General features: G+C 59.9%; 14 protein-coding genes. All 14 read left to right on the forward strand.

Going from position 1 to position 16426, the window contains the following annotated elements; all coding sequences use genetic code 11:
* The first annotated feature begins 48 nt into the window (after positions 1–48).
* The 14 genes from AC8GFZ_RS09240 (at position 49) to AC8GFZ_RS09305 (ending at position 16408) form a co-directional block, all read left to right on the forward strand.
* Entirely contained in the window at positions 49–1827 is a 1779-nt protein-coding gene (locus tag AC8GFZ_RS09240; RefSeq protein ID WP_506644587.1) for an NADH-ubiquinone oxidoreductase-F iron-sulfur binding region domain-containing protein, read from the forward strand.
* Positions 1824–4655 (forward strand): formate dehydrogenase subunit alpha, encoded by a 2832-nt coding sequence (fdhF, locus tag AC8GFZ_RS09245; RefSeq protein ID WP_506644588.1) that lies wholly within the window; start codon positions 1824–1826, stop codon positions 4653–4655. The genes AC8GFZ_RS09240 and fdhF overlap by 4 nt, the downstream gene beginning before the upstream one ends.
* Positions 4656–4716: 61 nt before the next feature.
* Entirely contained in the window at positions 4717–5598 is an 882-nt protein-coding gene (locus AC8GFZ_RS09250; protein ID WP_506644589.1) for a hypothetical protein, read from the forward strand.
* A 7-nt stretch (positions 5599–5605) separates the two neighbouring features.
* Positions 5606–6151, forward strand: a complete 546-nt coding sequence (locus AC8GFZ_RS09255; protein ID WP_506644590.1) for a DUF3305 domain-containing protein — start codon at positions 5606–5608, stop codon at positions 6149–6151.
* A gap of 29 nt (positions 6152–6180) precedes the next feature.
* Positions 6181–6921 carry a DUF3306 domain-containing protein gene (locus AC8GFZ_RS09260; RefSeq protein ID WP_506644591.1) on the forward strand — a complete coding sequence of 247 codons (741 nt, stop codon included), beginning with the start codon at positions 6181–6183 and terminating at the stop codon, positions 6919–6921.
* 42 nt (positions 6922–6963) lie between these two features.
* Complete coding sequence (locus AC8GFZ_RS09265) at positions 6964–9054, forward strand: 4Fe-4S binding protein (RefSeq protein WP_506644592.1); 2091 nt, start codon at positions 6964–6966, stop codon at positions 9052–9054.
* A 35-nt stretch (positions 9055–9089) separates the two neighbouring features.
* On the forward strand, positions 9090–9716 hold the full coding sequence (locus AC8GFZ_RS09270; RefSeq protein WP_506644593.1) for a TorD/DmsD family molecular chaperone: 627 nt from the start codon (positions 9090–9092) through the stop codon (positions 9714–9716).
* A gap of 192 nt (positions 9717–9908) precedes the next feature.
* A complete protein-coding gene (locus AC8GFZ_RS09275; protein ID WP_506644594.1) occupies positions 9909–10118 on the forward strand; it encodes a formate dehydrogenase in 210 nt (69 codons plus the stop codon).
* A 12-nt stretch (positions 10119–10130) separates the two neighbouring features.
* On the forward strand, positions 10131–13088 hold the full coding sequence (locus AC8GFZ_RS09280) for a formate dehydrogenase subunit alpha (RefSeq protein ID WP_506644595.1): 2958 nt from the start codon (positions 10131–10133) through the stop codon (positions 13086–13088).
* Between the two features lie 62 nt (positions 13089–13150).
* A complete protein-coding gene (gene fdh3B / locus AC8GFZ_RS09285) occupies positions 13151–13777 on the forward strand; it encodes a formate dehydrogenase FDH3 subunit beta (RefSeq protein WP_506644596.1) in 627 nt (208 codons plus the stop codon).
* Positions 13774–14007 carry a hypothetical protein gene (locus AC8GFZ_RS09290; RefSeq protein WP_506644597.1) on the forward strand — a complete coding sequence of 78 codons (234 nt, stop codon included), beginning with the start codon at positions 13774–13776 and terminating at the stop codon, positions 14005–14007. Before fdh3B ends, AC8GFZ_RS09290 begins: the two co-directional genes overlap by 4 nt.
* 16 nt (positions 14008–14023) lie before the next feature.
* The gene (locus AC8GFZ_RS09295) at positions 14024–15133 is read left to right on the forward strand and encodes a formate dehydrogenase subunit gamma (protein ID WP_506644598.1); all 1110 of its coding nucleotides are present in this window, start codon (positions 14024–14026) and stop codon (positions 15131–15133) included.
* Between the two features lie 13 nt (positions 15134–15146).
* Positions 15147–15464: a hypothetical protein gene (locus tag AC8GFZ_RS09300; RefSeq protein ID WP_506644599.1), complete on the forward strand. Its 318-nt coding sequence runs from the start codon at positions 15147–15149 to the stop codon at positions 15462–15464.
* A 137-nt stretch (positions 15465–15601) separates the two neighbouring features.
* Positions 15602–16408, forward strand: coding sequence for a hypothetical protein (locus AC8GFZ_RS09305; protein WP_506644600.1), 807 nt, complete (start codon positions 15602–15604; stop codon positions 16406–16408).
* Positions 16409–16426: the final 18 nt, after the last annotated feature.

The following is a 16426-nucleotide window of genomic DNA, read 5'->3' on the forward strand; positions in this document are numbered from 1 at the left end:
AAAAGCCCCGGGTGTGGGCGTGTGGATCGGGTTAGCATCGCCCCCAACATGAAATCCGTTCAACTCGGCACCACCGAACAATTGCGCGACAGCGCCCGGCGTGCGCGCAAACAAGTCAAAGGCCGTGTGCCCGATGCCCAGGCCTTGGTGGCGGTGCGATCGCTGCTGGGCCAAGCCCCACTGGATGGCTACCCACGCGATGGGTTGATCGAACATTTGCATGTGTTGCAAGACGCCCATGGCGCTTTGCACAAAGGCCATTTGGTGGCCTTGGCCCAGCTCATGCGATTGAGCTTGTCAAAGGTCTACGAGGTGGCCAGTTTTTACCACCACTTTCACATCTTGGATGAAGGCCAAGCCGCTCCGCGCTTGACCCTCCGGGTGTGTGACGGGCTCTCCTGCAGCATGGCCGGTGCCGATGCTTTGTTCGAGCAATTGCAAGCGCAGATGGACCCAGGGGTTCAAGTGCTGCGTGCGCCATGTGTGGGGCGTTGCGAAACCGCGCCGGTGGCGGTGGTGCACCAGCGCGCTGTGGTCCATGCCAGTGTGGATGCGGTGAAAGCCTGTGTGGCAGCGGGGGCTTCGCCGCAGGCGCCAGTGCCCCCACCAGCTTGGCCGCAAGCACCACAGGCCTGGTGCGAGCCTGCCCACCCGCAGGCGGTGGGGCTGGACGCTTACCGCGCCGACGGGGGCTACCGTTTGCTGGTTGATGTGGTGGCCGGGCGTGTCGACACCGAGTCTGTGTTGCTCACCATGGAGAGCTCGGGCTTGCGCGGTTTGGGCGGGGCCGGCTTTCCTGCCGGGCGCAAATGGCGCATCGTGCGCGATCAACCCGGGCCGCGTTACATGGCAATCAACATCGACGAGGGCGAGCCCGGCACCTTCAAAGACCGGGTGTATTTGGAGCGTGATCCGCACCGCTTTTTGGAGGGCGCGCTCTTGGCGGCCCAGGTGGTGGGCTGCGAGCGCATTTATATCTACCTGCGTGATGAATACCACGGCTGCCGCGCCACCTTGACCCAAGCGATGGCCGAGCTGCAAGCCCAGCCACCCTGTGCTTTGCCCCACATGGAATTGCGCCGCGGTGCGGGTGCCTACATTTGTGGCGAAGAGTCAGCGATGCTGGAGAGCATTGAGGGGCGCCGTGGCGAGCCGCGCCTGCGCCCACCCTATATTGCAGAGAAGGGTTTGTGGGGCAAACCCACGTTGGCGCACAACTTTGAAACCCTGTACTGGGTGCGCGACATTGTCGAGCGCGGGGCGGCGCATTTTTCCCAGCAAGGCCGGCATGGGCGCACGGGTTGGCGCTCTTTCAGTGTCAGCGGGCGTGTCCGTGAGCCCGGAGTCAAGTTGGCACCGGCGGGCATTACGCTGCGCGAATTGATCGATGAGTACTGCGGCGGCATGGCAACCGGGCATCGCTTGTATGCGTATTTGCCGGGCGGTGCTTCAGGCGGCATCTTGCCGGCGCGTTTGGCCGATGTGCCCCTCGACTTTGACACCTTGCAAGCGCACGGTTGTTTCATCGGGTCGGCGGCCATCGTGGTTTTGGGTCACAACGACCGGGCCCGCAATGCGGCCTTGAACGTGATGCAATTTTTCGCCGACGAAAGCTGCGGCCAATGCACGCCATGCCGGGTGGGCACCGACAAGGCTGCCGCCTTGATGCAAGCCCCGGTGTGGGACGCCGCCACCTTGCAAGACTTGGCCCAAGTGATGGGCGACGCTTCGATTTGCGGTTTGGGCCAGGCTGCGCCCAACCCGATTCAGTGCGTGCTGAAGTTTTTCCCGCATGAAGTGGGCGCCAGCCCTGAGGAGGCCGCGTGAGCCAGCCGATTGCTTTCCACCTCAACGGCCTGCCGGTACACGCCCAAGCCGGCGAAACCTTGTGGGAAGTGGCCCAGCGCCAAGGCATAGAGATTCCGCATTTGTGCCACAAGCCAGGTTACCGACCGGATGGCAACTGCCGTGCTTGTGTGGTCGAAGTCAAGGGCGAGCGCACTTTGGCTGCCAGTTGCTGTCGCACACCGACGGTCGGCATGGTCGTGCACACCGACAGCGAACGGGCGCAGAAAAGCCGCGCCCTGGTGATGGAGTTGTTGTTGGCCGACCGACCCGACAGCGGCGTGCAATGGGTCGACGGAGAAGCCGACTTGCCCCATGGCGAACTCAGCCAGTGGGCGCGCCAAATGGGGGTGAGCGTTCGGCCGGCCTTGCAAGATTTGCGCAACGGGGACACGCACGACGCACAAGGTGTGGCATGGCGCGATGATTCGCACCCCGCGATGGCGGTCGATTTGTCGGCGTGTATCCAATGCGACCGTTGTGTGCGTGCCTGTGGCGAGGTGCAGGTCAACCAAGTCATTGGGGTGCAAGGGCGGGGCGCTGAATCGCGCATCGTGTTTGACCTGGCCGATGCCATGGGCGAGAGCACTTGCGTGGCCTGTGGTGAATGCGTGCAAGCTTGTCCCACGGGTGCCCTCAGCGCCAAGACGCAATTGGGCGACCAGCAGGTGGATCGCCAAGTCGATTCGGTGTGTCCGTTTTGTGGCGTGGGTTGCTTGCTCACTTACCATGTGAAAGACGAGCGCATCATCAAAGTGCAAGGCCGTGCAGGCCCCGCCAACGAGGAGCGCTTGTGTGTCAAAGGCCGCTTTGGTTTCGATTACGCACACCACCCAGACCGCTTGACCACCCCTTTGGTGCGCAAAGCGGGGGTGCCCAAGTCGCTGGACCTCAACCGCGAGCCTTCGCGTTGGGCCGAAGTTTTCCGGCCCGCCACTTGGGACGAAGCTTTGGATCTGGCGGCTCAGGGTTTGATGCGCTTGCGCGAGCAACACGGGCCCAAGAGTCTGGCCGGTTTTGGTTCGGCCAAGGGCAGCAATGAAGAAGCTTATTTGTTTCAAAAATTGGTGCGCACTGGTTTTGGCAGCAACAACGTCGACCACTGCACCCGCTTGTGCCACGCCTCCAGCGTGGCCGCATTGCTCGAAGGGGTGGGCTCTGGCGCGGTGAGCAACCCAGTGCGCGATGTGGCCCAGGCCGAGTTGATCGTGGTGATTGGTGCCAACCCCAGCGCCAACCACCCGGTGGCGGCCACCTGGATCAAAAATGCGGTGGAGCGGGGCGCGCGCTTGGTCTTGATGGACCCGCGCCGCACCGACCTGGCCCGCCACGCCTGGCGCCATTTGGCGTTCAAGCCCGACACCGATGTGGCGTTGCTCAACGCTTTGCTGCACATCATCATCACCGAGGGCTGGACGAACCAAGCCTTTGTGCGCGAGCGCACCCGCGACTTTGAAGCGCTACGTGCGCATGTTCAGGCCTTCACCCCCGAGCGCATGGCACCGATTTGTGGTATCGATGTGGCCACCTTGCGCGAAGTGGCCCACGCCTTTGCCCACTCGCCGGCCGCGATGGTGTTGTGGGGCATGGGCGTGAGCCAGCATGTGCATGGCACCGACAACGTGCGCTGCCTGATTGCATTGGCCAGCGTCACTGGACAAATTGGCCGACCCGGCACCGGCTTGCACCCCTTGCGCGGCCAGAACAATGTGCAAGGGGCCAGCGATGCGGGCCTCATCCCCATGATGCTGCCCAACTACCAACGGATCAGCGACCCCCAAGCTTTGAAATGGTTTGAGGATTTTTGGGGCCAGTCGCTGGACCCCCAACCGGGCTACACCGTGGTGGAAATCATGGACAAGGCCTTGGCCGATGACAGCGACCCGCACAAAGTGCGGGGCATGTACATCATGGGCGAGAACCCGGCCATGAGTGACCCCGACTTGAACCATGCCCGCGCGGCATTGGCTGCCTTAGACCATTTGGTCGTGCAAGATATTTTCCTGACCGAGACCGCTTGGCTGGCCGATGTGGTGCTGCCCGCCAGTGCTTGGCCCGAAAAAATGGGCACAGTGACCAACACCGACCGCATGGTGCAAATGGGCCGACCTGCTTTGACCCCACCGGGGCAAGCCCAGTTGGATTTGTGGATCATTCAGCAATTGGCCCAGCGCATGGGCCTGGACTGGCATTACCCGGGCGAGCACGCCGGTGTGGCTGCCGTGTATGAAGAAATGCGCCAAGCCATGCACGGTGTGATTGCGGGGATTTCTTGGCAACGCTTGTCAGCGGCGTCCAGCGTCACCTACCCCTGCTTGAGCGATCAAGACCCGGGCCAAGCCATGGTGTTTGAACATGATTTCCCCACGCCCGATGGGCGGGTTCGGTTGGTGCCGGCCGATCTCATTTCGGCCAATGAATTGCCCGATGCCGAACACCCATTTGTGCTCATCACTGGGCGCCAGCTCGAGCACTGGCACACCGGCAGCATGACCCGGCGCTCTGCGGTGCTGGATGCGATTGAACCCGAAGCCAGTTTGTTGATGTGCGCTGCCGATCTGCACCGCTTGGGCGTGCAAGCCGGTGACCTGGTGCGGGTGCGCTCTCGCCGGGGCGAGCTGCAAGTGCGGGTTCGCCAAGACGAGGGCACGCCCGAGGGCACGGTGTTTTTGCCGTTTGCTTACAGAGAGGCGGCAGCCAATTTGCTCACCAACGCTGCCTTGGACCCGGTGGGCAAAATACCCGAATTGAAGTTTTGTGCGGTGCAGGTGCTGGCGCTTTCGCTGCCAATGCCGGTGCCTGCCCTTTGAGACCTTCCACCCCAGTCACCTGCCCCACTGAACGACCTTGTTCATCAACCACGCCATGATCATGAAGTACCGACCCATGCAGCGTTTCACTTTTGTTTTTTCGATGGGTTTGGCCCTGGTGACAGCCCTGTGGCTGGGTGGGCCCAGCGTGAAGGCACAAACGCCCCCAGCTTGGGAAAATTTGACCGAGCAATTGGTGGCGGTCGAGTTGTCGGCTGGTGTGCGACAAGAAGGGGTGTTGTCTTTGCGCACCGGCACCCAAAGTCCCGATGTGTTGGCCGTTTTGCTCCCCGGTCACCCATCGGTGTTGCGACCCGTGGTGGCGGATCAACGCATGACCGCATTGCGCTTGCCGGGTAACTTCCTGGTGCGCGCGCGGCGCCATTTGGCCGATGAGCGCATTGCTTTGTTGCTGGTGGACTGCCGCAGCGACAGTGGGGACGAGTGCTCATCCAAATACCAAGCGTCGGCAGGCCGACAAAGCGATGTGGCGGCACTCATCCAATCGGTGCGCCAGCAACTGCCCAGCATCCAAAAAGTGTGGTTGGTGTCCACCAGCATGGGCAGCATCTCCAGCGCTTTCATGCCCATGCATGCCAAAGGGGTCTATGCCGGGGCGATTCACACCGCTGCCATCACCGAGCCTTATGCCATGCACTCTTACCGAGAACTCGGCGGTTTTGACTATGGCCAAATCACCGGCGTGCAGGCCTTTGTGCACCACCAAAACGATCCTTGTCCGATGACCACCCATTCAGGGGCCGCCAAATTAGCGCAGAAATTCAGTATTCCCCTGGTCACCGTGCATGGGGGCAGCGGTTTTCAAGGCCATCCCTGCCGTGCCTTCACAGAGCATGGTTTCACTGGCAAAGAGCGCGAGGTGATGCAGCATATTGGCCAAATTTTAAAAACCGGCCAGGCCAACAACGCCGATGTGCGTTGATCCGCTCATGACCGACTGGACCCCCCTCACCACCAGCGTTTTGATGCGCCGCGAGCGTGTGCCTGGTGCCATGTCCAAATGGCAAACTTGGCGCTGGGTGTTGCACGATGTGGTGTTGCAAGACCCCAGCCACAGCGGACCCGCACGCTTGTTGAGCGACAGCGAAGATGTGCAAATTTGGCTGCACACGGGCTTTGAGGTGGGTTTGTTCAAAGACGATGCCGAAGGCTACTACCTCAACGCCACCTCGCCCCAGCCCTGTTGGTTTGTGCTTTGGCGCATGGAAGAGGAGGCGACATTGGCCCAAGAACCGGTGGCCGTGCCCATCATGGTCAGCTTGAGTTACCACGACGCGGGTCGTTGGCTCGATGCCCAAGAAAGCGTTGACCAAGTGCCCGCGCCGCCAGAGGTGCTGGCTTGGATGAGTGAGTTTGCCCAAACCCATTGGGTGGCAGAGGGCAAAAAACGCCAACGCCCGGAGAGCTTTCGGGGCTTGCAAGACCGCTTTGGCAACCCCGCCTCGATCACCACCGACAAAAACCGCAAGCTTTGATGGCATGGCCTGGGCCTTAACATCTCGCCATGGCTGAAGACGGTTTTTTGCAGCGTTGGTCCAAGCGAAAAGCATCGCTGGGGGGCCCTGTGCCTGATGGGCCTCCAAAGACCCATCCGGCACCACCGCCCAAGGCCGCCCCGGCCATCGGCGGTGTGCAAGCCCCAGACGCTTTGATTTCAAGGGGCGGGCAACAACCGCTCAACACGCCGCCCTCGGCGTTTGCGCCCGCCCCTGGCAGGGTGCAGCCCAGCGAGCCCCACACCGATCCTCAGCCGGTACCCAGCCTGGCTGACACACAAGCACTCACGCCTGCGTCAGATTTCCGACCTTTCATGGGCCAGGGTGTGGCCCCCGAAGTGAAAAACGCTGCGATGAAAAAACTGTTTGCCGATCCGCACTTCAATGTGATGGACCGCATGGACATCTACATCGACGACTACAGCCAACCCGACCCCTTGCCCCTGGCCATGTTGCGGCAAATGAATGGGGCCAAGTTTCTGAACCTGTTTGAAGACGAAGACCAGGACAAAGACAAAGACAAAGCAGCATTGGCTGGCGCGCCTGATGAAGGCACTGTTCAAGCGCCTTTGCGGCCTGTGCCTGATGACGCATCCGTGCCCGCACCTGCACCAACCGTGGCCACCGAAGCGCCTTTGAGCGCGCATGCATCTGACGTGGTTGATGTGAGCGACAGTTCAGATGACCGTCCCCAGCACCTGCGTGGCACCAGCCTTGCTCCCTCGACACTGCCTGTGCCCAAGACCTAGGCCGCTCGGGGGCCAAGCCACAGTCATGCACAATCCGCCGCCATGACCACCTTGATTTGCGACTGCAACCAGACCATGCCCTTGGAAGCCAAGGCGCTGGGCCACAGCCTCGATGAGTCACTGCACCTGCACAGCAGTTTGTGCCGGCGCGAGGCCCAAGGTTTTTTGAATGCCCTCAAAGGCGGCGAAGGGTTGGTGGTGGCGTGCACCCAAGAAAAGCGTTTGTTTGAAGACCTGGCGCAGCAAGCGCGCGAAGCCGATCCCGCTTTGCCATGGGTGCCCATCAAGTTTGTGAACATCCGTGAGACAGCGGGCTGGGGCCGCGAGTCGGCCCAGGCCATGCCCAAAATCGCCGCCTTGTTGGCCCAAGCCCAGATGCCCGATGCCGAGCCGGTGCCCACGGTCACTTACAAAAGCGCGGGCCGTTTGCTCATCGTCGCCGAGTTGGGCCGCGCCCAAGCCTTGGCCGATGTGTTGGGCGATGGCCTGGACATCACCTTGATGTCTGACGGCGTGACCCGTGGCATGCCGGCCCAAGAGCGTCGCTACCCGGTCATCGCCGGTGAGTGGTTGGGTTTGAGTGGTTGGTTGGGCGCATTCACTTTGCAATGGCGACGCAGCAACCCCATTGACTTGGACTTGTGCACCCGCTGCAATGCCTGTGTGGCCGCTTGCCCAGAGCAAGCCATTGGACTGGACTACCAGATTGATTTGACGGCGTGTCAATCGCACCGCGATTGCGTGAAAGCCTGCGGTGTGGCTGGCGCCATTGACTTTCAGCGCGAGCCCAGCACCGAAAGCGCTGAGTTCGATCTGGTGCTGGATTTGCGCAGCGCCTCGGCCTTTGACCGGCATGCCCTGCCCCAAGGTTATTTCCGCCAGGACGACATGGCCACCTTGTTGCGCTTGCGCGAAATGGTGGGCGAATTTGAAAAGCCCAAATTCTTTCAATATAAAGCCTCGATTTGTGCGCACAGCCGCAACACCCAAATTGGTTGCAACGCTTGCGTGGATGTGTGTTCGGCCCAAGCCATTTCATCGGAACCCGCGCGCCAACAAATCAAGGTCAATCCTCATTTGTGTGTCGGTTGCGGGGCTTGCACCACGGTGTGTCCCACAGGCGCATTGACCTATGCCTATCCCCAGGCCAGTGCCTTGGGGGTGACGGCCAAAACATTGCTCAGCACCTATGCCCGCGCTGGCGGCAAGGACGCGGTATTGCTGTTGCACAGCCAAGGCCAAGGTCAGGCCATGCTCAACGAGCTGGGCCGTGCAGCCCAGCTTCAACGCGCCCATGGTTTGTCGGCCCGGGTCATCCCCATGTCGTTGTGGCACACCGCCAGTGTGGGTGCCGATGTGTGGTTGTCCATGCTGGCTTTTGGTGCTGCCCAGGTGGTGGTGTTGGCCACCGACGAAGAGGCGCCGCAATACGCACAAGCGGTGCAAGACCAAATGGCCCAAGTGCAAGCCGTGTTGCATGGTTTGGGCTACCAGGGTCAGCACCTCACCTGGCTGCAGGCCGACAGCGTGGACGCCTTGGATGCCCAGCTCAAAACCTTGCCCGCTGCACCCGCCCGGCCTGCGACGCCTGCGAAATTTGCCTTGACCAGCGACAAGCGCAGCAGCTTGGCACTCGCTTTGGACCATTGGATGAGCCATGCCCCAGCCGCACAGGCTTGGCCCGAGGCGATCGCACTGCCCACCGCTGGGGCTTTTTGGGGCGGTGTTCAAGTGGATGCCCAAGCTTGCACCTTGTGCTTGAGTTGCGTCAGCGCCTGCCCTGCCAGCGCACTGCAAGACAACCCAGACCAGCCAGAGCTGGCCATCATTGAAAAAAACTGCGTCCAGTGCGGTTTGTGTGTCACGACCTGTCCAGAAAATGCCATCCAAACCGTGCCGCGTTTGTTGCTCACCCCCGCGCGCCATGAGCGCCAGGTGCTGAATCAAAGCCAGCCTTACAGCTGCGTGCGTTGCAGCAAACCTTTTGGCACCTTGAAAGCCATTGAAGCCATGCTGGGCAAACTCAGCGGACACGCCATGTTCCAGGGCGCGGCCGCAGAGCGGCTCAAAATGTGCAGCGATTGCCGGGTGATTGATATTTACTCCGCGGGCGATGAACAGCGCATCGTTTAGGCCATGTTCGCCCTGAAGCGCCCCATTCAACCCTTATGAACCTGCCCTTGAACCCGCCGCCCACCTCGTCGGCCATGGACGAAGAAACCGCCCGCGCTGAGCTGTACGGGTTGATAGCGACCCTCTTTTATGCGGCCCCCGATGAGGCCTTTTTGAGCCAGCTGCGCGTGGCTGTGACGCAAGCCCCCGCGGCGGGCGGCTTTTTGGAAGAGCCCTGGCGTCAATTGGTCAGCGTGGCCCGAAGTTGCAACCAAAAGCAAATTGCCGATGAGCACGATGCGTTGTTTGGTGGCCTGGGTCAGCCAGAGGTCTATTTGTTTGCGTCCCACCACCTCAGTGGTTTTTTGAATGAGAAACCCCTGGCCGCTTTGCGCACCGATTTGGCCGAATTGGGCTTGAGCCGCGATGAAAGCTTGCCCGAAACCGAGGACCATGTGTCGTATCTGTGCGAGGCCATGCGCTACTTGATCGCTGGCGATGATGTCGCCGTGGCCAACCTGAGCCGCCAACGAGAATTCTTTGCCCGCCACCTGCAGCCCTGGGTGTACCTCATGTGTGACGCCTTGCAGGCCCACCCGCGCGCCCAGTTTTATGCGGCCTTGGCAGGTTTGCTCAGGGCGTTTGCTGAGGTCGAAACCCAGGGTTTTGACATGCTCGATTGAGCCCAGGTTGACACTTGGAGAGGGTTCAGGACTGCATGTGGCTGAATGAAAACTTACAAATTGGAGGGGGTACCTGGGCAAACCCCTTATGAATTCGATTGCAAAAGGCCTGAAAATGTCCAAAGTCTGGCGAGCGGGCGTGTCCCGCCATGCCAGAGGCGTGAAGCGCCCCATTTCTTTTTGGAGAATTGAATGAACAACGACCAGCCATCTACTTCCCGCCGTGGGTTTTTTTGGGGAGCGGCTGCGGCCAGTGCGGCTGTGGCCACCGTCGCAGGCGTCAAGGCGCTGGACACACCGTCCGTGCCCAACACCGAAAGTCTGCCAGCCGCGCCGGCCAAAGGCGGCGGTTACAGCTTGAGCGAACACGTCAAGCGTTACTACCAAACCACCCGCGTCTGAACGGAGCCACCCATGCTACTCACCAAAAAATCTGACAGCACCGCCCGTGCAGGCTCTTCATTTGTGCACCGTTTGCAGCGCGGTTTGGCCCAGGCCATTCCCACCATGGACCGGCGCGCTTTTTTGCGCCGCTCGGGTTTGGGCGTGGGCGTGGGCTTGGCCGCCAGCCAACTGACCTTGGTGAAAAAGTCCCAAGCTGCTGGCCCCAACAAAGGTGACGGTTCTGGCAAGGTGGAAGTCAAGCGCACCGTTTGCACCCACTGCTCGGTGGGTTGTGCGGTCGATGCGGTGGTGGAAAACGGCGTCTGGGTGCGCCAAGAACCGGTGTTTGACTCCCCCATCAACCTGGGCGCGCATTGCGCCAAGGGTGCGGCTTTGCGCGAGCACGGCCATGGTGAGTTCCGCCTGCGCCACCCCATGAAGTTGGTCGATGGCAAATACCAGCGCATCAGCTGGGACCAAGCGCTGAATGAAATTTCCGAGAAATTGCTGGAGCTGCGCAAGACCAGTGGCCCTGACTCTATTTACTGGGTGGGTTCGAGCAAGCACAACAATGAGCAAGCCTACTTGTTGCGCAAGTTTGTGAGTTTTTGGGGCAGCAACAACTGCGACCACCAGGCGCGCATTTGCCACTCCACCACCGTGGCTGGCGTGGCCAATACCTGGGGTTATGGGGCGATGACCAACTCGTACAACGACATGCAAAACAGCAAGGTCGCCATGTACATTGGCTCCAATGCGGCCGAGGCGCACCCGGTCAGCTTGCTGCACATGCTGCATGCCAAAGAAACCGGCACCAAGATGATCGTGGTCGACCCGCGATTCACCCGCACGGCGGCCAAGGCCGACGAGTTTGTGCGCATCCGCTCAGGCTCAGACATTCCCTTCTTGTTTGGCTTGTTGCACATCATCTTCAAAAACGGCTGGGAAGACAAAAAATACATCAACGACCGGGTCTTTGGCATGGACAAGGTCAAAGAAGATGTGATGTCCAAATGGACGCTCGACAAGGTTGAAGAGGCCTGTGGCGTCAAGCCCGAGCAAATGATCAAAGTGGCCACATGGCTGCATGAAAACCGCCCCGGCACGATTGTGTGGTGCATGGGCCAAACCCAACACACCATTGGCAATGCGATGGTGCGTGCCTCATGCATTTTGCAATTGGCCTTGGGCAATGTGGGCAAGTCCGGCGGCGGCACCAACATCTTCCGTGGTCACGACAACGTGCAAGGGGCCACCGATGTCGGCCCCAACCCCGACTCACTGCCCGGTTATTACGGCTTGGTCGAGGGCTCTTGGAAGCACTTCGCCAAAACCTGGGGTGTGGACTTTGAATGGATCAAGGGCCGCTTTTCCGCCCCGGCCATGATGAGCAAGCCCGGCATCACCGTGTCGCGCTGGATCGACGGCGTGATGGAGAAAAACGAATTCATCGACCAAGACAGCAACCTGCGCGGCGTGTTCTTTTGGGGCCATGCGCCCAACTCGCAAACCCGTGGCCTGGAGATGAAACGCGCCATGGACAAGCTGGACTTGTTGGTGGTGGTCGATCCCTACCCATCGGCCACTGCGGCCATGGCCGCCATGCCGGGCAAGGCCGAAGACAAAAACCCCAACCGCGCGGTTTACCTGTTGCCGGCGGCCACACAGTTTGAAACCAGTGGCTCCTGCACCGCATCCAACCGCTCTTTGCAATGGCGTGAAAAGGTCATCGAACCTTTGTGGGAGAGCCGCTCTGACCACATGATCATGTACCAGCTGGCGCAAAAGCTGGGTTTTGACAAAGAGCTGGTCAAAAACTACAAGATGCAAAAAGTCAAAGGCTTGGACGAGCCGGTGCCCGACGACATCTTGCGCGAAATCAACAAGTGCGTGTGGACCATCGGTTACACCGGCCAAAGCCCCGAGCGGCTGCAAGCCCACATGCGCAACATGCATTTGTTCGATGTCAAAACCCTCAAGGCCAAAGGCGGCAAAGACGCGGCCACGGGTTACGACTTCACCGGCGATTACTTCGGTTTGCCCTGGCCATGTTGGGGCACCCCGGCGCTCAAACACCCTGGCTCGCCCAATTTGTACGACACCTCCAAGCATGTGATGGACGGCGGCGGTAACTTCCGCGCCAACTTTGGTGTGGAGCGTGAGGGCAAGAGCTTGTTGGCCGAAGACGGCTCGCATTCGCTGGGCGCCGACATCACCACCGGCTACCCCGAGTTGGACCATGTGCTGCTCAAAAAGCTGGGTTGGTGGGACGAACTCAATGACGCCGAAAAAGCCGCGGCCGAAGGCAAAAACTGGAAGACCGATAGCTCTGGCGGCATGATCCGTGTGTTCATGCAAAACCACGGCTGCCACCCGTTTGGCAATGCCAAAGCGCGGGCGGTGGTGTGGAACTTCCCCGACGCCATCCCCCAACACCGCGAGCCTTTGTATGGCAACCGGCCTGATTTGATGGCCAAGTACCCGACCCACGACGACAGAAAAGCCTTCTGGCGCTTGCCCACCTTGTTCAAAACCGTGCAAGACAAGAACATCGCCGACAAAGTGCATGAGAAATACCCTTTGATCATGACCTCTGGCCGCTTGGTCGAGTACGAAGGCGGCGGCGAAGAAACCCGCTCCAACCCCTGGCTGGCCGAGTTGCAGCAAGACATGTTTGTCGAGCTCAACCCCAAAGCCGCCGCCGATCGCGGTGTGCGCAATGGCGAGCAAGTGTGGGTCAGCACACCCACGGGGGCGCGCATCAAGGTCATGGCCATGGTCACCGAGCGGGTGGGTCCGGACACGGTGTTCTTGCCCTTCCACTTCTCGGGCCGTTGGCAAGGCGCTGACATGTTGGCGCATTACCCCAATGGTGCGGCACCTGTGGTCCGGGGCGAGGCGGTCAACACCGCCACCACCTATGGCTACGACAGCGTCACCATGATGCAAGAGACCAAGACCACTGTTTGCAATATTGAACGGGCGTGACGGTTGCACAGCGCACCCAGCAGCCAAGCCACCCTCACCCCAGACCTGAATAGGAGATCCCCATGGCCCGCATGAAGTTCATCTGTGATGCCGAGCGTTGCATCGAATGCAATGGCTGCGTCACCGCTTGCAAAAACGAACACGAAGTCCCCTGGGGCGTGAACCGCCGCCGGGTGGTCACCTTGAACGACGGTGTGCCCGGCGAAAAGTCCATTTCGGTGGCTTGTATGCACTGCTCTGACGCCCCTTGCATGGCGGTGTGCCCGGTCAACTGTTTTTACAAAACCGACGAAGGCGTGGTCTTGCACGACAAAGACGTCTGCATCGGCTGCGGTTATTGCTCATATGCCTGCCCCTTTGGTGCGCCGCAGTTTCCGGCCCAGGGCACGTTTGGGGTGCGCGGCAAGATGGACAAATGCACCTTCTGTGCGGGTGGCCCAGAAGCCAATGGCAGCCAAGCCGAGTTTGAAAAATATGGTCGCAACCGTTTGGCCGAAGGCAAATTGCCAGCTTGCGCCGAAATGTGCTCGACCAAGGCCTTGCTCGCCGGTGATGGTGACGTGGTGGCCGACATCTTCCGCAACCGCGTGCTCAAACGCGACAAGGGCGCTGAGGTGTGGGGTTGGGGCACCGCTTATGGCAGCAGCAAACCCGGTCAAGCACCGGCCAAGCAAGGCGGCAAATCATGAGCAAAACCCTTTTATCCGTGGCTTTGGTGGCCTCTTTGGGGCTGAGCGCTTGCATGGAAAAACCCCAGATCTCGGGTACCAAGTCCGACGCCGCCCCCTTCACCGGCACCGGCAATGCGCCAGCTGCTTTTGTCAACGGCGGCTGGAAGGCGGGCGACAAAACCAGTTGGGAGCAAGCATTGCGCGCCCGGGCCCAGGACGGGCAAAACGATTACGCCAAATCCAACTGAGCAAAGGCCAAACACCATGAAACGCACCATGATTTGGGCCATCGCTTGGGCCTTGCCCTGGCTGTGCAGCGGTGTGGCCGCCCAAGACAAGCCAGCCACGCCACCTGCGGCTGTCGAGGCATCGGCCGACCCCAAATACCTGCAACAAAGCAATGCCGAGCGTGCCCAGGTTCAACCCGGCAACAACGCACCGGTGTGGCGCCAAGTGGGTCAAGGCACCACGGGTTACAGCAGCCTTCCCCTCAGCCAAGCGCCTGAGGCGGGCAACCTGGTTCAGCCCTTTGTTCAATACCCGGGCTCGAGCTTGACCAATGCGGGCGAGGCGTGGCGTCAAGTGCGCAACAACTGGATCATTCCTTATGGCGGGTCGCTGCTGGTCATTGTGCTGGGTGCCTTGGCCATCTTTTACTGGCGCCGTGGCACCATGGCTTTGCACGGGCAGACCACGGGTCGCAAGATCGAACGCTTCACACCGTTTGAGCGCAGCGCGCATTGGACCAATGCCATCGCTTTTTGTGTCCTGGCGGTGTCCGGTGTGGTCATGGCCTTTGGCAAATTTTTCCTCTTGCCCATCATGGGCAGCTCCTTGTTTGGTTGGCTCACCTATGCGCTGAAAAACGCCCACAACTTTGCCGGGCCGTTGTTTGCGGTCTCGTTGGTGGTGGTGTTTCTCACCTTTGTGAAAGACAACTTGCCCAGCAAGGGCGACCTGACTTGGTTGCTCAAAGGCGGTGGCATGTTCGGTGGTCAGGAAGTTCCCTCACACCGTTTCAATGCCGGCGAAAAAGTCTTGTTCTGGGGCGGTGTGTTTGCCCTGGGCGTGGTGGTGGTGGTCTCGGGCTTGTTCCTGGACAAGTTGTTGCCCAGTTTTGTTTACACCCGCGGCGAGATGCAAATCGCCCACATGGTGCACGCTGTGGCCACAGTCTTGATGATGGCCATGTTCTTGGGCCACATCTACATGGGTACCGTGGGCATGGAAGGCGCTTACCAAGCCATGCGCACCGGTTATGTCGATGAAACCTGGGCCAAGGAACACCACCAACTCTGGCACGAAGATATCCAAGCAGGCAAGATCCCTGCCCACCGCAGTCCAGCGCCCACCTCGGGGCCGGTGCAAGTTTGAACAGGAGAGCAGCATGAACAAAGTATGTGTTTGGGTTTTGGCCAGTGTGTTGACCACCTCGGCCTGGGCCAAGTTGCCCGCCCCCAGCGATGAAGCCAAGGCCAAAGCCGCTGAAGCGGCGGCCAAGACCGCCCATGCTGGCAAGGTGGATGGTTTCTTGTTGTGCAAGTCACAAGACAAAGTGGCTGCCCATGTGCAGCGCACCAACAAAGCCAAAGCGGGCAAGCCCATGGCGACGCCGGCTTGCGCCGACCCCGGCAAGTTTGAATACAACCCCAACCCTGCAACGGCCACCGCTGCACCTGCACCGAGTCCTGCCAAAAAATCTTGAAGTTTTTGGCCCAAGTCAACACAAGCCCATTTTCCGATGGGCTTTTTATTTTTTGACAGTAAGATTGCCAGTCAGTCATCAAGGGTTTGTGATGCCCATGGTGTGAAAAATTTCAGGAATTGGATCGGGAAACGCGTATGTTGACACTTTTAAACCAGTATGGCGGCTTGCCATTTCTGAAAAAGGTCATCACGGCTTGGCATGAGGCGGTGGTGGAGGAGCGCGATATTCGGCACTACTTCATCAATGTCACGCCGGAAATTTTGATGAAGGACCAAATCAATTACATGGCCTTCATCATGCAACAACCCGACCGCGTTTACCGCGAGTCGCCTTATCAATCGGCACCCTTGGATGTGCAAGTGGGTAGCGGGGTGTTTGACGAAGTGATGGTGGTGTTGCGAAAAATCCTCACCGAAATGAGCGTGCACCGCGACTTTGTGCCGCGCATGTCCACCCAGATTGTGGAGATTGTTGAAGAATCGCGGGCGCAGGCGGAAGATGTCGTCATCACCACTTGGAAGCCGGTGGACATCACGCCCGACAACATCTTGCGCTTTTACAACAAGCAACGTGGAGACGCCCGCTTAGAGGCCAACAACGACATTTTGGCCAGCCGTGGTTATGCCTATCCATTTTGGACCCGCATTCTGCGCGATACCCAACAAATCATGTTTTTTGCTTCGGCCGACATCCAAGAGTGGAGCAACATGGACGAGTTGAAGAAATTGGTGGGCCAGGCCAACGAAAAAGTAGCCAGCCTCACATTCGAAGCGGTGGACGCCAAACCTTTGCCTCAGTTTCGCACCCAGTTTGTGTTGCCCTACCAAAATGGCGTGCCCACGCGATTGTTTTTGCGCGCCGCACGGCAGTTCGCCACCTTTTTTGATACTGGTATGGGCATCGACAAAAAACGCGAAGTTTTACGCAGCGTACTCACCTGAAGCGTCACCACCGCTGTC

It is taken from the genome of Limnohabitans rimovensis (SeqCode) (assembly GCF_965234775.1).
Classification (GTDB): domain Bacteria; phylum Pseudomonadota; class Gammaproteobacteria; order Burkholderiales; family Burkholderiaceae_C; genus Limnohabitans; species Limnohabitans rimovensis.

Coding starts and splice junctions, on each gene's coding strand:
- AC8GFZ_RS09290 (WP_506644597.1), top strand. CDS start 13,774: ATGAGCAAAACCCTTTTATCCGTGGCTTTGGTGGCCTCTTTGGGGCTG.
- AC8GFZ_RS09260 (WP_506644591.1), top strand. CDS start 6,181: ATGGCTGAAGACGGTTTTTTGCAGCGTTGGTCCAAGCGAAAAGCATCG.
- AC8GFZ_RS09305 (WP_506644600.1), top strand. CDS start 15,602: ATGTTGACACTTTTAAACCAGTATGGCGGCTTGCCATTTCTGAAAAAG.
- AC8GFZ_RS09255 (WP_506644590.1), top strand. CDS start 5,606: ATGACCGACTGGACCCCCCTCACCACCAGCGTTTTGATGCGCCGCGAG.
- AC8GFZ_RS09265 (WP_506644592.1), top strand. CDS start 6,964: ATGACCACCTTGATTTGCGACTGCAACCAGACCATGCCCTTGGAAGCC.
- AC8GFZ_RS09295 (WP_506644598.1), top strand. CDS start 14,024: ATGAAACGCACCATGATTTGGGCCATCGCTTGGGCCTTGCCCTGGCTG.
- AC8GFZ_RS09275 (WP_506644594.1), top strand. CDS start 9,909: ATGAACAACGACCAGCCATCTACTTCCCGCCGTGGGTTTTTTTGGGGA.
- AC8GFZ_RS09270 (WP_506644593.1), top strand. CDS start 9,090: ATGAACCTGCCCTTGAACCCGCCGCCCACCTCGTCGGCCATGGACGAA.
- AC8GFZ_RS09300 (WP_506644599.1), top strand. CDS start 15,147: ATGAACAAAGTATGTGTTTGGGTTTTGGCCAGTGTGTTGACCACCTCG.
- AC8GFZ_RS09280 (WP_506644595.1), top strand. CDS start 10,131: ATGCTACTCACCAAAAAATCTGACAGCACCGCCCGTGCAGGCTCTTCA.
- AC8GFZ_RS09240 (WP_506644587.1), top strand. CDS start 49: ATGAAATCCGTTCAACTCGGCACCACCGAACAATTGCGCGACAGCGCC.
- AC8GFZ_RS09250 (WP_506644589.1), top strand. CDS start 4,717: ATGAAGTACCGACCCATGCAGCGTTTCACTTTTGTTTTTTCGATGGGT.
- fdh3B (WP_506644596.1), top strand. CDS start 13,151: ATGGCCCGCATGAAGTTCATCTGTGATGCCGAGCGTTGCATCGAATGC.